At 68.3% G+C, this 13,503-nt stretch carries 12 protein-coding genes; 6 read left to right on the top strand and 6 right to left on the bottom strand.

Annotation, left to right across the window (positions count from 1 at the left end; all coding sequences use genetic code 11):
* Nucleotides 1-119: 119 nt before the first annotated feature.
* The 4 genes from ACGF7Y_RS04360 to ACGF7Y_RS04345 all read left to right on the top strand — a co-directional run bounded on the left by ACGF7Y_RS04360 (nucleotide 120) and on the right by ACGF7Y_RS04345 (nucleotide 5,359).
* Nucleotides 120-1,124, top strand: a complete 1,005-nt coding sequence (locus ACGF7Y_RS04360) for an NAD-dependent epimerase/dehydratase family protein (protein ID WP_393229035.1) — start codon at nucleotides 120-122, stop codon at nucleotides 1,122-1,124.
* Nucleotides 1,125-1,155: 31 nt separating this feature from the next.
* Nucleotides 1,156-2,172 (top strand): Rv2578c family radical SAM protein, encoded by a 1,017-nt coding sequence (locus ACGF7Y_RS04355; RefSeq protein ID WP_393229033.1) that lies wholly within the window; start codon nucleotides 1,156-1,158, stop codon nucleotides 2,170-2,172.
* 110 nt (nucleotides 2,173-2,282) lie between these two features.
* Nucleotides 2,283-4,283 carry a 2-oxoacid:acceptor oxidoreductase subunit alpha gene (locus ACGF7Y_RS04350; RefSeq protein ID WP_393229031.1) on the top strand — a complete coding sequence of 667 codons (2,001 nt, stop codon included), beginning with the start codon at nucleotides 2,283-2,285 and terminating at the stop codon, nucleotides 4,281-4,283.
* Complete coding sequence (locus ACGF7Y_RS04345; RefSeq protein ID WP_393229029.1) at nucleotides 4,280-5,359, top strand: 2-oxoacid:ferredoxin oxidoreductase subunit beta; 1,080 nt, start codon at nucleotides 4,280-4,282, stop codon at nucleotides 5,357-5,359. Before ACGF7Y_RS04350 ends, ACGF7Y_RS04345 begins: the two co-directional genes overlap by 4 nt.
* A gap of 28 nt (nucleotides 5,360-5,387) precedes the next feature.
* On the opposite strand, the gene ACGF7Y_RS04340 is transcribed toward ACGF7Y_RS04345, so the two are convergent.
* From ACGF7Y_RS04340 to hisS, 3 genes are all read right to left on the bottom strand, one after another.
* Nucleotides 5,388-6,392, bottom strand: coding sequence for a malate dehydrogenase (locus ACGF7Y_RS04340; protein ID WP_393229027.1), 1,005 nt, complete (start codon nucleotides 6,390-6,392; stop codon nucleotides 5,388-5,390).
* A 117-nt stretch (nucleotides 6,393-6,509) separates the two neighbouring features.
* Nucleotides 6,510-7,157, bottom strand: coding sequence for a hypothetical protein (locus ACGF7Y_RS04335; protein ID WP_393229025.1), 648 nt, complete (start codon nucleotides 7,155-7,157; stop codon nucleotides 6,510-6,512).
* Between the two features lie 143 nt (nucleotides 7,158-7,300).
* The gene (gene hisS / locus ACGF7Y_RS04330; RefSeq protein WP_393229023.1) at nucleotides 7,301-8,572 is read right to left on the bottom strand and encodes a histidine--tRNA ligase; all 1,272 of its coding nucleotides are present in this window, start codon (nucleotides 8,570-8,572) and stop codon (nucleotides 7,301-7,303) included.
* Between the two features lie 139 nt (nucleotides 8,573-8,711).
* Here hisS and ACGF7Y_RS04325 point away from each other — a divergent pair, with 139 nt between their 5' ends.
* Both ACGF7Y_RS04325 and ACGF7Y_RS04320 read left to right on the top strand, forming a co-directional pair.
* The gene (locus ACGF7Y_RS04325; RefSeq protein WP_393229021.1) at nucleotides 8,712-9,593 is read left to right on the top strand and encodes a peptidylprolyl isomerase; all 882 of its coding nucleotides are present in this window, start codon (nucleotides 8,712-8,714) and stop codon (nucleotides 9,591-9,593) included.
* Nucleotides 9,594-10,002: 409 nt separating this feature from the next.
* Nucleotides 10,003-10,548, top strand: a complete 546-nt coding sequence (locus tag ACGF7Y_RS04320) for a hypothetical protein (RefSeq protein WP_062973532.1) — start codon at nucleotides 10,003-10,005, stop codon at nucleotides 10,546-10,548.
* Nucleotides 10,549-10,632: 84 nt separating this feature from the next.
* Here the strand turns inward: ACGF7Y_RS04320 and ACGF7Y_RS04315 are convergent, their stop codons facing one another.
* Genes ACGF7Y_RS04315 through ACGF7Y_RS04305 form a run of 3 tightly spaced genes read right to left on the bottom strand, consistent with a single transcriptional unit; the run spans nucleotide 10,633 to nucleotide 13,454 of the window.
* Complete coding sequence (locus tag ACGF7Y_RS04315; RefSeq protein WP_245659987.1) at nucleotides 10,633-11,016, bottom strand: DUF4913 domain-containing protein; 384 nt, start codon at nucleotides 11,014-11,016, stop codon at nucleotides 10,633-10,635.
* Complete coding sequence (locus tag ACGF7Y_RS04310; protein WP_393229018.1) at nucleotides 11,013-12,848, bottom strand: type IV secretory system conjugative DNA transfer family protein; 1,836 nt, start codon at nucleotides 12,846-12,848, stop codon at nucleotides 11,013-11,015. The genes ACGF7Y_RS04315 and ACGF7Y_RS04310 overlap by 4 nt, the downstream gene beginning before the upstream one ends.
* Before the next feature lie 42 nt (nucleotides 12,849-12,890).
* Nucleotides 12,891-13,454 carry a hypothetical protein gene (locus ACGF7Y_RS04305; protein WP_393229015.1) on the bottom strand — a complete coding sequence of 188 codons (564 nt, stop codon included), beginning with the start codon at nucleotides 13,452-13,454 and terminating at the stop codon, nucleotides 12,891-12,893.
* Nucleotides 13,455-13,503 lie beyond the last annotated feature (49 nt).

The following is a 13,503-nucleotide window of genomic DNA, read 5'->3' as shown; positions in this document are numbered from 1 at the left end:
GCGCTCAATATAGCCGACCCGACCGGCAAGTTTCGAGCCCGAACGCGCCGCACGGCAGGGCGAAAGGGGCAGAATTGGAACGTGTTGCAAATTAGAACAAGTTCTATATTCTCTGTCCCATGAAGGTCGCAGTGACCGGCGCAGCCGGCTACCTTGGCACGAATCTGCTCCGCCTCCTCACCGAGCGCGGCCATCAGATCACGGCCATCGATCGGGCGATTCCCGCCGAGCAGGCCGCGCCCGGTATCACCTGGGTGCAGGGCGATGTGCTCGACCCGGCGTCCATGCGTGCCGCACTGGACGGCGCGGAGGTGGTCTACCACCTGGTCGCGGTGATCACCCTGGCCGAGAAGAACGACCTCGCCTGGCGGGTGAACACCGAGGGCGTACGCGTGGTCGCCGAGGCGGCGCTGGCCGTCGGCGCGCGCAGGATGGTGCACGCCAGCTCGATCCACGCGTTCGACCAGTACAGCTGCGGTGGCCGGATCGACGAGAACGCGCCACGGTCGACCGACCCCGGGCTGCCGGTCTACGACCGCTCGAAGTGGGCGGGCGAGGTGGCGCTGCGCAAGGTGATCGACCAGGGCCTTGACGCGGTGCTGTGCAACCCGACCGGCGTCTTCGGCCCGCTGGACTTCGGCAAGCCGCTCTCGCGCATCAACCGGACGCTCAGGGACGCGGCGCTCGGGCGCGTGCCCGCCATGATCGGCGGGGGATTCGACCTCGTGGACGTGCGCGATGTGGCCGAGGGCCTGGTACTGGCCGGAGAGCACGGCCGCACGGGTGAGAACTACCTGCTCGGCGGATCGATGATCTCGATGCTCGAATTGTGCCGCGTCGCCGCGACCCACGGCGGCAAGCGGGGGCCGAGGTTCGCCATCCCCGCCAAGCTCGTGTCCGGCGTCATCCCGGTGCTCGCGCCGATCGGCAAGCTGTTCAACTCCGACATCGTCTCCAAGGCGGCGCTCGGCGCGCTCATCTCCGCACCCGTCGTCGACCACGGCAAGGCGGAACTGGAGCTCGGCTACCAGCCGCGTCCACTCGACGACACGGTGCGCGATCTGGTCGCCTTCTTCACCGACCCGGCCCGGCTCACTCCGCCGGACACCCGGCAGATCGCTTGACAGCTTCTAGAACACATGTTCGACTGAGGGGGTGCGGTGGCAAAGCCAGACCCTGGACGCCGAGGACGGCTCCTTGCCCGGGCTGTCCCGGGCGGGTCTGGTGCGCACCGTGCGGACGCCGGAGTTCGAGGGCATCACCTTCCACGAAGTGCTGTGCAAGAGCGCGCTGAACAGGGTGCCCGAGGGCGCGAACGTGCCGTTCCAGTGGACTGTCAATCCGATGCGCGGTTGTTCGCACGCGTGCCGCTACTGTTTCGCGCGCGGCACGCACGAGTATCTGGACCTGGACGCGGGCCGCGACTTCGACTCGCAGATCGTGGTGAAGACCAATGTCGCCGCGGTGCTGCGCAAGGAACTCGGCAGGCGGTCCTGGCGCCGCGAGCCGGTCGCGCTCGGCACCAACACCGATCCCTATCAGCGTGCCGAGGGACGGTATCGCCTGATGCCGGGCATCATCCGCGCGCTGGCCGAGTCCGGCACCCCCTTCTCCATCCTCACCAAAGGCACCTTGCTGCGCCGGGATCTGCCGCTGCTCACCTCGGCCGCGCGCGAGGTGCCGGTCAGCCTCGCGGTGTCCATCGCGATCCTCGATCAGGAGCTGCACCAGAGCCTGGAACCCGGCACGCCGTCGCCACGGGCCCGGCTGGACCTGGTTCGCGCGCTCACCGACGCGGGCTTCGCGGTGAACGTGCTGGTCGCGCCGGTCATCCCCTGTCTCACGGACGGACAGGCACATCTGGACGCGATCTTCGGCGCCATCGCCGAGGCCGGGGCGGCATCGGCCGTCGCGTTCCCCATGCATCTGCGCGGCAGCACCAGGGGCTGGTTCCTGTCCTGGCTGGCCGAGCACCATCCGGCGTTGCTGCGCCGGTACCGTCAGCTCTACCGCCGCGGCGCCTACGTGACGCCGGAGTACTCCGCCTGGCTGCGCGCGCGGGTCGCTCCGCTGCTGGCCGAGCACGGTTTGACGGCGCGCAGGCATGCCGAACCGGAGACACGACCCGAAACCGCGCACACGACCGCCGCGCAACTGGCATTGTTCGCCTGACGCCACCATCGCCGGATCTCGCCGGTCCGCGCGCTTCGGGGGCGCGCACCGCACTCGACGGAGTAGTTTGGCGATGGCACCTCTCAGCGACGAGGAAGTGAAGCAGGCATATGGTTTCACACCAAAACGATGTCGGCACAGCGAAGTTGGAAAAGGTCGTCATTCGGTTCGCCGGGGACTCCGGCGACGGAATGCAGCTGACCGGCGATCGCTTCACCCACGAGGCCGCCGCGTTCGGCAACGACCTGGCCACCCAGCCCAGCTTTCCCGCCGAGATCCGGGCGCCGCAGGGCACCCTGCCGGGCGTCTCGTCCTTCCAGATCCAGATCGCCGACTACGACATCCTCACCGCTGGTGACCAGCCCGACGTCCTGGTCGCGATGAACCCCGCCGCGCTCAAGGCGAACCTGGAGGATCTCCCGCGCGGCGCCACCGTCATCGTGAACACCGACGAGTTCACCAAACGGGCCCTCGCCAAGGTCGGCTACGCCGCCGATCCGCTGGCCGACGAGACGCTGTCGGACTTCGTGGTCCACCGCGTCCCGATGACGTCGCTCACGCTGGGCGCGACCGAATCGACCGGGGTCGGCAAAAAAGATGCCCAGCGTGCGAAGAACATGTTCGCCCTCGGCCTGCTCTCCTGGATGTACGGACGCCCGATCGGCGGCACCGAGCAGTTCATGCGCGAGAAGTTCGCCACCAAGCCGGACATCGCCGAGGCCAATATCCTGGCGTTCCGGGCGGGCTGGAACTACGGCGAGACCACCGAGAGCTTCGCCACCACCTACGAGATCGCGCCCGCGAAACTGCCGCCGGGCACCTACCGCCAGATCACCGGCAACACCGCGCTCGCCTACGGCCTGATCACCGCGGGCCGGCTCGCGAAGCTGCCGGTCTTCCTGGGCACCTACCCCATCACGCCCGCCTCGGACATCCTGCACGAACTGAGCAAGCACAAGAACTTCGACGTCACCACCTTCCAGGCCGAGGACGAGATCGCCGGAATCGGTGCCGCGCTCGGCGCTTCGCTCGGCGGCGCCCTCGGTGTCACCAGCACTTCCGGCCCCGGACTCGCGCTCAAGAGCGAGACCATCGGCCTGGCGGTGATGACGGAGCTGCCGCTGATCGTGATCGATGTGCAGCGCGGCGGACCGTCGACCGGACTGCCGACCAAGACCGAACAGGCCGACCTGTTGCAGGCGCTCTACGGCCGCAACGGCGAATCACCGGTAGCGGTGCTCGCGCCGCGCTCCCCGGCGGACTGCTTCGCCACCGCGGTGGAGGCCGCGCGGATCGCCCTGACCTACCGCACCCCGGTGCTGCTGCTGTCCGACGGCGCGATCGCCAACGGCTCCGAACCGTGGTCCATCCCGCAGGTGACGGAACTGGAGCCGATCGACCCGGGATTCGAACCGGACGGCGACGACGCCGACCCGTTCCAGCCGTACGCGCGCGATCCCGACACACTCGCCCGACCGCTGGCCGTCCCCGGCACGAAGGGCCGCGCCCACCGCATCGGCGGTCTCGAGAAGGCCGACGGCAGCGGCAACATCTCCTACGATCCGACCAATCACGAACTCATGGTCCGCCTGCGCCAAGCGAAGATCGACGGCATCGGCGTCCCCGAACTCGCGGTCGATGATCCGGACGGCACCGCCGATCTGCTGCTGATCGGCTGGGGCAGTTCCTACGGCCCGATCGGCGAGGCGTGCCGGCGCGCGCGGCGGCGCGGAGTCCCGGTGGCCCAAGCGCATCTACGCCATCTGAATCCGTTGCCCGCCAATCTCGGTGACGTGCTGCGCCGCTATCGCCTCGTGGTCGCGCCGGAGATGAACGGCGGCCAGCTGGCCACGCTGCTGCGGGCGAAGTACCTGGTCGACGTACGGCCGTGGACGAAGATCGCGGGCACCGCGTTCTCCGCCCAGGAACTGGTCGGGGTGATCGACGCGGCGCTGGACGGGTCGATCGAGGAGATGGAACAGAACAAGATCTTCGCCGCACGGGCGCGGGCCACTTATCGAGCGCTGCCGGACGAAGTCCGACCACAACCCTGCGCCGGGCCGAGCGCAGGCGAGGCAGCCACGTACCGCATCGCTGGGGGTAACGCATGACCATCGTGGAGACCTCGCTGGTCGGTACCGATCTGGGACTGACCGGTGTGTCCGGGGTGCCGACCGCGGACGGACCGCAGAAGGTCAAGGAGTTCACCTCCGATCAAGAGGTGCGCTGGTGCCCGGGCTGTGGCGACTACGTGATCCTGGCGACGGTGCGCGGCTTCCTCGCCGAACTCGGATTGCGCAGGGAGAATCTGATGTTCGTGTCCGGGATCGGCTGCTCGAGCCGCTTCCCGTACTACTTGGAGGCCTACGGTATCCACTCCATCCACGGTCGTGCGCCCGCCATCGCGACCGGATTGGCGGTCAGCAGGCCCGACCTCTCGGTCTGGGTGGTGACCGGGGACGGCGACGCGCTGTCCATCGGCGGCAATCACCTCATCCACGCGTTGCGCCGCAACGTGAACATGACGATCCTGCTGTTCAACAACCGGATCTACGGCTTGACCAAGGGGCAGTACTCACCGACCTCGGAGCAGGGCAAGGTCACCAAGTCGACCCCGATGGGCTCGGTGGACCACCCGTTCAACACCCTGTCGGTGGCGCTGGGAGCGGAAGCGACCTTCGCCGCGCGCGCGCTCGACTCCGATCGCGCGGGGCTCACCGAGGTGCTGCGCGCCGCCGCCGAGCACCGCGGCACGTCGTTCGTGGAGATCCTGCAGGACTGCCCGATCTTCAACGACGGCTCGTTCGACGTGCTGCGCCGGGAGAACGCCGCGGACCATCTCATCCCGTTGCGGCACGCCGAACCGATCCGGTTCGGGGCCGAGGGCGAATTAGCCGTCGTCCGCAGGGGTTTCGGGCTCACGGTGGCTCGCACCGACAGCGTCGCGGAGTCCGACATCGTGGTGCACGACGCCTACGCAGACGACCCGGAGTACGCCTACGCGCTGTCGCGGTTGTCCGATCAGGGACTCGAGCATGTGGTCACCGGCATCTTCCGCAGCGTCTCGCGGCCGACCTACGACGATGGGGTGCGCTACCAGACCGAGACCGCGCGCGAGAAGAAACCCGTCGGTCCCGAATCGCTCCAGTCCCTGCTCACCGGGCCGGAGACCTGGACAGTCGGATAGAGCGACCGGGCGGACGTCCGCGAGCCGGTCAGGCGCGCTTGGCGAAACCGAGGTCGATGACGGCGTCGCGCTCCTGCTCGAGTTCGGCGACCGAGGCGTCGATCCGGGGACGGGCCAATTCGTCGACCGTCAGATCGGGCACGATCGTGTACTCACCGTTCGCGCAGGTGACCGGGAACGAGCTGATCAGCCCTTCGGGCACGCCGTAGGAGCCGTCCGAGGGAACGGCCATCGAAACCCAGTCACCGTCCCGTGTGCCGTGTACCCAGTCGTGGATGTGGTCGATCGCGGCGCTGGCCGCGCTCGCCGCCGATGACGCGCCACGGGCCTGGATGATGGCCGTGCCGCGCTGCTGCACGGTGGGCACGAACTGCTCGGTCAGCCACGCCGGATCGCCGATCAGATCGAGGGCGGGACGTCCCGCGATGGTGGCGTGCGCGATATCCGGGTACTGCGTCGCCGAGTGATTGCCCCAGATGGCGACCCGCGCGATGGCCACGGCGGGCGCGCCGGTCTTCTTCGCCAGTTGCGCGATGGCGCGGTTGTGGTCCAGGCGGGTCATGGCGGTGAAACGCTCGGCGGGCACGTCCGGCGCGTTGCTCATGGCGATGAAGGCGTTGGTGTTGGCAGGGTTGCCGATCACGAGCACTTTCACGTCGTCAGCGGCGCTGGCGTTGATCGCGGCGCCCTGCTCGGTGAAGATCGCGCCGTTGGCGGCGAGCAGATCCGAGCGTTCCATCCCGGCCGTGCGCGGCCGCGCGCCGACGAGCAGGGCGATGCCCGCGCCGGCGAAGCCGATCCACGGGTCGTCGCTGATGTCGATGGAATCCAGCAGCGGGAACGCGCCGTCCTCCAGTTCCATCGCGACGCCCTCCAGCGACGCCACCGCGGCGGGAACCTCCAGCAGCCGCAGGCGCACGCGCGTGTCCGGGCCGAGCATCGCACCGGAGGCGATCCGGAACAGCATGCCGTAGGCGATCTGGCCCGCGGCTCCGGTCACGGTGACGGTCACGGTCCCAGCGGGGGTGCTCACGGCGAACTCCTTGCGATCGGCGAATTCCTGTAGCCCACCCTAGCCACTCTCACCGCCGCCGAAGGCGCACGGTGAGCTACGCGACAGTGACCGCCCCGGCTCCCGGGAAACAGTGGGTCAGGCCAGCGCGGCGACCTCGGTGTCGGTCAGCACGATCGGCGACACCACGTCTTTGGCCCGCGCCAGCCGCACGGCGCGATACAGCGGCCGTTCCTCCAGCCCGGCATCGCGTGCCTCGGCTCGCAATTGGTGCACCAGCATCTCGGAAACCGCTACGGCCGCGGCCAATTCACTGGCGGCGAGCGCGTCAGCGAGTTTGCGCAAACCCAGCAGATGCAATTCGCGGCCGCTGCCGGCGTCGGTGTACATGGCCAGCGGAACGACCTGCGAGATCTCCCCGGCGGTGACCCGCAGGGCGATCCGGCTCAACCGGGCCGGGAACACCAAGACCTCGACCCCGGTGACCGCCGACATCTCCACCTGCCGTTCACCGAACAGCCTGCGGGCGTGAATCGTCGTGCCCGTCACCCACATTCGCCGCCGGCGCAGCGCGACGGCGTACACCACGGTGGGCGCGCCGACGACGACGCCGATGGCCGCCGCGATCGGCCAGCTCACCACGGTCGCGGCCAGCAGCGCCGCGCCGATCCCGATGCCCGACGCGGCCAGCGCGAGGCGGCGCAGCATCGGCGCGTACAGCTCGGGCGCGACCAGATCGAGCCCCACCGGCGCGAGCGCCTGCTGGTCATCAGAATTCGTGGACACTACTCCGCCTTCTCGCGACTCCGGCGCCGCTGATGTGCGCGCCGGTCACGCTACCGCCCCCGCACCCCGCCCGCGACGGGTTCGGCGCACAGTATCGCGCGCCCGGCGGCCGCGCGCGGAACCCGACAGCACCGGCCACCGCGCTACCCGGCCAGCGACTCCCGGATCACGCCGACCACCTCGGGCAGCGGAATCTGCCGCTGATCACCGGTCGCCATGTCCTTGAGACCGACGGTGTTCTCCGCGAGGTCACGATCGCCGAGCACGAGGGTGAACCTGGCCCCGGAGCGGTCGGCCGCCTTCATCGCGCCCTTCACTCCGCGCCCGCCGTAGGCCAGATCGACCCGGACGCCCGCCGCCCGCAACTGAGCGGCCACCACCACCAGCCGCTGTTTGGCGGCGTCACCCAGCGGCACGCCGAAGACCTCGCAGCGCGCCGGGCTGCCCGCCGACTTGCCCTCGGCCGCCAGCGCCAGCATGGTGCGGTCGACACCGAGGCCGAACCCGATACCCGACAGCGGCTGGCCGCCGAGTTCGGCCATGAGACCGTCGTAGCGACCGCCGCCGCCGATGCCGGATTGCGCGCCGAGACCGTCGTGCACGAACTCGAACGTGGTCTTGGTGTAGTAGTCCAGGCCGCGCACCATGCGCGGGTTCACCACATACGGCACACCGAGCGCCTCCAGGTGGCCGAGCACCTGCTCGAAGTGCGCCTTGGCCGACTCCGACAGGTGATCGATCATCAGCGGCGCGTCCGCGGTCATCGCGCGCACTTCGGGCCGCTTGTCGTCCAGCACACGCAGCGGGTTGAGCTGGGCGCGCCGCTTCGTCTCCTCGTCCAACGGGAGCCCGAAGAGGAATTCCTGCAGCAGTTCGCGGTACTGCGGGCGGCAGGTCTCGTCACCCAGCGAGGTGACCTCGAGCCGGAATCCGTCCAGCCCCAGGCCGCGGAATCCGGCATCGGCGATGGCGATGACCTCGGCGTCCAACGCCGGATCGTCGACGCCGATCGCCTCGATGCCCACCTGCTGCAACTGCCGGTACCGTCCGGCCTGCGGGCGCTCGTAGCGGAAGAAGGGACCCGCGTAGCACAGTTTCACCGGCAGCTGGCCCCGGTCGAGACCGTGTTCGATGACCGCGCGCATCACACCCGCGGTCCCCTCGGGGCGCAGCGTGACGCTGCGATCGCCACGGTCGGGGAAGGTGTACATCTCCTTGGTGACCACGTCGGTGGACTCGCCGACACCGCGGGCGAACAGGCCCGTGTCCTCGAAGACCGGCAGCTCGATATGCCCGTACCCGGCCAGTCGGGCGGCGCGGAGCAGGCCGTCGCGCACCGCGACGAACTCGGCCGAGCCGGGTGGCACGTAGTCCGGTACCCCCTTCGGGGCGGAAAAGCTGCTGGTCTTGGTCACGATGCTCCAGTTTCCACCACTACGGCCCCGCAAGTCCAACCGATTCGCCGAACCGCCTCTCAGGAAGGTTGCGGAGCAGTCTCAGAAAGAAATGGCACACTCTTATCCCGATGTAACCGGATACGGGAGGAACGTGGTAGTGCCGACCAACGAACAGCGACGAGCAGCGGCGAAACGCAAGCTGGAACGTCAGCTCGCCAATCGGGCCGAGCGGGCGCGCAAGCGCAAGCAACTCACGATCGCCGGATCGGTGATCGGTGTCGTCCTCGTGGTCGCCGCCGTGACCGGGGTGTACTTCTTGACCCGCGGCGACGACAGCAGCAGCAACTCCGACGCCGCGGACGCCTCGCTGTCGAGTACCCCCGCCGCGGCCGCGCCGCCCTCCGCGAAGGCCAAGCCCGCGACGGTCGACTGCTCCTACCGCGACAGCGCCAAGCCCGCGGACAAGCCGGTCGGCAAGCCGAAGGCCGACGGCATCCCCACCACCGGCGTCGACGCGAAGGTCAGCGTCAGCGTGGAGACCACCCAGGGCCCGATCGGGCTGACCCTGAACAACGCCGAGTCGCCGTGCACGGTGAACAGCTTCGTCAGTCTGGCGGCACAGAACTACTTCGACGGCACCAGCTGCCACCGCATGACCGCGGGCGAGGGCCTGAAGGTCCTGCAGTGCGGCGATCCCACCGGCACCGGAATGGGCGGGCCCGGTTACGAATTCGACAACGAGTACCCCACCGATCAGTACGCCCCGAACGATCCCGCGGCGACCTCCGAACCGATCGCGTACAAGCGCGGCGTGCTGGCCATGGCCAACGCAGGCCCCGGAACCAACGGCAGTCAGTTCTTCATCGTGTACTCGGATTCGATGCTCCCGCCGCAGTACACGATCTTCGGCACCGTGGACGACAACAGCCTCGGCACGCTCGACAAGATCGCCGAGCTGGGCCAGGACGACTCCAACGGCCCAGGTGACGGGAAGCCCAAGCAGCCGGTCACGATCCAGTCGGTGCGTATCGACCGCTGAGCGTGCACTCCGGGCCCGCCGCCGCGCTCCGGCCGCGGGCCCGAGTCACGTCCACCCCCATCCGGCCGACGCGAGGATAGTCGAACCTTTCTTCGGTTAGGGTGCCCTCAGTTCGAAGATCATCCGGCGCGCCCGGAGACACGCCGGAAATGTGCGATATATGCTGATAAACCGGCACGCTCGTTCGATTGTGCCGACCTTTGTCGGGTAATCTCGATACAAGGAGTTCTTGCGGCGTAGTACGGCCTCGGCCGGGCGATCCCCCGGACAGGAAGTGCCGCACCACAAGTTCTCCGGGTGTCCACGTTTGCAGGCGGGACCCGCTGCACGGGACTACAGTTCGCGTGGCGGCGTCCGTAACGAAGCACCACATCATCCATAGTGATCACTGCAGCATCGGGGAGCAGCCATGTCCGAGGAACTGGACGACATCGGCCGGGAAACCGCGGCCATGATGAGGACAATGTTGCAGCTTGCGACGCTCGTCGCCTTGCGGACCCGCGAGCGTGGTCAGAAGGAAGCCGAAGCGCGCGTCAAGCTCACCGAGGCCCGGCTCAAAGAGGCCAAGGAATTGCAGCTGCGTGAGGCGCGCGACGCGAAGGCCAAGGATCCGCGCAACACCGAGCTGGCCCGGCTGATCGAGAAGCCGATCGCGGACAAGGGCGTGTCGCTGGAGAAGGACCGCTTCTCCGCGCAAGCCGAGGCATCCCGGATGGCGGCCAACGCCGCCGCCAAGCCGGCTTTGCAATACGACTCCCAGGAACGCCGCATGGCGATCGCGGCCCACCTGGCCAAAATGGGTGTCGCACCGGAGCTTGCCGCGGTACGGATGCTGATCGAAGTAGGGCAGGCACAACCGCCGGGCGAGGCCGTACGCTCCCGCCCGGGCGAGGCCCCGTCGGTCACCAGGGGCGGGCGGGAACAGGAATCCCGCGGCTTGGAGCGCACGCGATAGCAGGAAAAGGACGAAATGCCCGCTGGATCATTCAGCGGGCATTCGTCTTTCCGGCCGATACCGCGAGATCACGCGTGCGGTCGACTAGGTGGAGAAGTCCCCCATCGTGGGATCGCCGAACATCCCATGCTGCGGCGATTTCGTCGGGAGCGGGCTGAGCATGTCCTTGTGGCCGTTGCGCACGCTGCAATATTTGAACGGGCCTTTGGGGTCGAACAATTTCGCCATGTGCGGATCGGCATGATCCAGGAACCAGACGCTCAACCCTGTCGACGGGTTTTGGCGGTAGTGCTCCCAGGCGCGCCACAGCGCGTCCAGCCGGGCGACCGCCTCGGCGTGCTGCCACCACTCGGGGCACCACACCGTGTCACTGAGATCGGTGACCTGCCGCCGATAGACCACGCTCAGGTATTCCTCGACGAACGCCACCACACTCGCGTAGATCATGTTCTGCTGCTGTTCGGTCACAGCGGCCGGACCTCCTCGACTTGGCCATACTCCGGCGGTGGCGTCGACTTGCTCAGCGACGGCGAACCGATCACGTCCGCGATCTGCGTCTTGCGCTGTGGATCATGGTGCGAGATGGACTGTTTCACGTCCGCAGCGTACTCACCGTCCCACCAAGGCACCGTACGGATGAGCACCGGCGGCGCACCGGAGGGGAACAGGATGGCCCGGCCACGCGGCAGCGTCGCGAGGGCGTTGACCGAGAACGTCTTGGACGAGCCCAGCGAGCGCGAATAGCTCTTGCCGCCCTTGGATTCGGAGACCGACTGCGAGATCGCGTCGTATTCGCCGAGCACGTCCGAACGCTCCTGCAGGAACTTGGTGTCGTCCACGCCGCTGCCGAGCACTTTGATGTTCGCCGCCGACCACAACGCGTTCATGCCGCTCTCGCCCCAGCAGCGGGCCCCCTGCGCCCAGGATTGCAGCACCGTCATCACGACGATGCCGCGTGAGCCGAAGTGGCTGTACTGCTTGGGCAGGTCCTTCCAGCGCACCACGTTGGCGGCCTCGTCGAGCACCGCGAGCATCGGAATCGCCAAGCGCCCACCGGCCGACTGCGACGCCTTGCGCATTGCCACGTCGACCACCGCCTCGGTGAGCGCGCTCACCAAGGGCGCCGCCGAACCGCGGCCTTCCAGCGACAAGCTGTAGAGCGTGCCGTTGTTCTCCAGGAACTCCAGCTCGTCGAACTCCCTGCGATCGCCACCACGGGTGATCCACGGGTGCACGTTCGACAATTTCAGGCACCGGATCATCTTCTTGGCGGTGCCGAAAATGCCGCTGCGGGTGCGTGGATCGGCGTTGTACTGCGAGGACAGGCCCGAGGCCGTGTAGTGATGGCGCGCGGCGCGCAGGAGCTCGATGGGCTCGGTGTCCTGCGGATTGGTCACCCACTCCCACACCTGCACGATCGGCCTGCTGCCGTTGCGATCGCCGACCGCGGCGGCGAGGAACAGTCCGGCCAGCAGGTCCTCGGCCTCGGGATCGAAGAACGCGTCGTGGTTGCTGTCGCTGCCGTCGTCGCCGTCGGCGAAGTGCCCCGCCAACCGCGCCGCGCGCATCTCGCACCCTTCACGCTTGGCATCCACCCAGGACAGCGGATCCCAGAACCAGGTCGGCTCTTCACCCGCGACACCTTGCGGATCGAAGACGAAGGTAGGACTTCCCTTCGACTCACGGACATCCCGGGTCGCGTCCACCACGTCGCGCTTGTTCGAGGTGGCCAGTACGGGGCCGATCGCGGTGAGGATCGCGGGAATCACCCGGGACGTCGACTTGCCCTGGCGCGGACCCCAGATGTCCAGGTGCAGATCCTCATACGAGCCGTAGAGCATCACGCCGTCGGCCACACCGACACCGATCGGCACACCGGGAGCGTCGTCGTAGCCGAGTCTCACGCCCAGCTGCTGGGCCTTCTCCCGGACGCCTGCCTCGGTGAGCATCGAGATCGCGCCGCCGTTGCCCATCACGTCGGCCTTGTCGTCCACCGGCAGCCTGCCCTTGGACCGGCGCTTCTGCAACTCCTTGCGGATCACCAGGTACGCGACCACGCTCAGAATCACCAGCAACACGATCGCCGTGGCCGCACCGGGCCATTGGAGCTTGCCCCGCGCCAGATCGGCCGCGATGGCGATCGGATTGAACGGGACTTTCTGCGGGCTGCCTGCGAGCAGGTTGCCCAGATGCAGCGCGAGCCAGAGGGTTCCGAAGATCGCGAAGCCGGCGTAGGTCAGTAGCAGGCTGACGTCGGGTCCGGGTACGGCCGGATCCGTCACCTTTTTCTTCTTCGCCATATGTGCCTCCTGGGTCGGCCGTCCGGTACGGAAAGCGGGTGGTCAGCGGAATGCGTCGAGCCGCCAGCCGTCGGGTGTGCGCACGACGGTGGCGATCACCGTCGCGGGCGGCAGCGGCTCCTTGCGTCCGTTCGGATAGACGACGGTCTGCTCGATCCCGATCTTGAACTGCTGGACGTTCGGGTCGCTGAGGGCGGGCGCCTTCTCACCGGACGCGAACGTGAAAGCCTCCACGCGTGCCCCCTCCCTCGCCCAATCCGCCCACTGCAGCGTCGACTTCGGCGTCTCCACCGCGGTCGGCGCCACATCCAGCATACGAATCAGGCTGGGGCCGAGAAACTTCCGTGCCCGGCCCAGGGAAGCGCCCTCGGTCTCGGAAGCGGGTTGCCAGCTGTAGATCTCCCGCAGCGCCGCGACCGCGACACCGTCGGGCGTCACCGGGTCGGGGGCGGGCACGCCCTCCAGCAACCGAGGTGTGGACGTAGCGGGGTGCGCCGCATCGGATCCCGTGTCCGCGCGGTCCGCACGGCCACAGGCCGCACCCAGCACCGCGACGCTCACCACCAGCATCACCACCAGTTTCGCGCGTGCATTCGCTCTATCCATCCAGGCTAGCCGCACTGCAGGGTGTCGCGGCAGTCCCGCGGCCGCGTGT

Origin of the sequence: Nocardia sp. NPDC047654 (genome assembly GCF_043205035.1) — a bacterium.
GTDB lineage: Bacteria > Actinomycetota > Actinomycetes > Mycobacteriales > Mycobacteriaceae > Nocardia.
Note: the sequence above shows the minus strand (reverse complement) of the source record. Positions and strands in the feature narration are given on the sequence as shown.

Bases quoted from the DNA above. Each gene is read 5' to 3' on its own strand.
- ACGF7Y_RS04360 (WP_393229035.1), top strand. From the start codon at position 120: ATGAAGGTCGCAGTGACCGGCGCAGCCGGCTACCTTGGCACGAATCTG.
- ACGF7Y_RS04350 (WP_393229031.1), top strand. From the start codon at position 2,283: ATGGTTTCACACCAAAACGATGTCGGCACAGCGAAGTTGGAAAAGGTC.
- ACGF7Y_RS04345 (WP_393229029.1), top strand. From the start codon at position 4,280: ATGACCATCGTGGAGACCTCGCTGGTCGGTACCGATCTGGGACTGACC.
- ACGF7Y_RS04320 (WP_062973532.1), top strand. From the start codon at position 10,003: ATGTCCGAGGAACTGGACGACATCGGCCGGGAAACCGCGGCCATGATG.
- ACGF7Y_RS04310 (WP_393229018.1), bottom strand. From the start codon at position 12,848: ATGGCGAAGAAGAAAAAGGTGACGGATCCGGCCGTACCCGGACCCGAC.
- ACGF7Y_RS04305 (WP_393229015.1), bottom strand. From the start codon at position 13,454: ATGGATAGAGCGAATGCACGCGCGAAACTGGTGGTGATGCTGGTGGTG.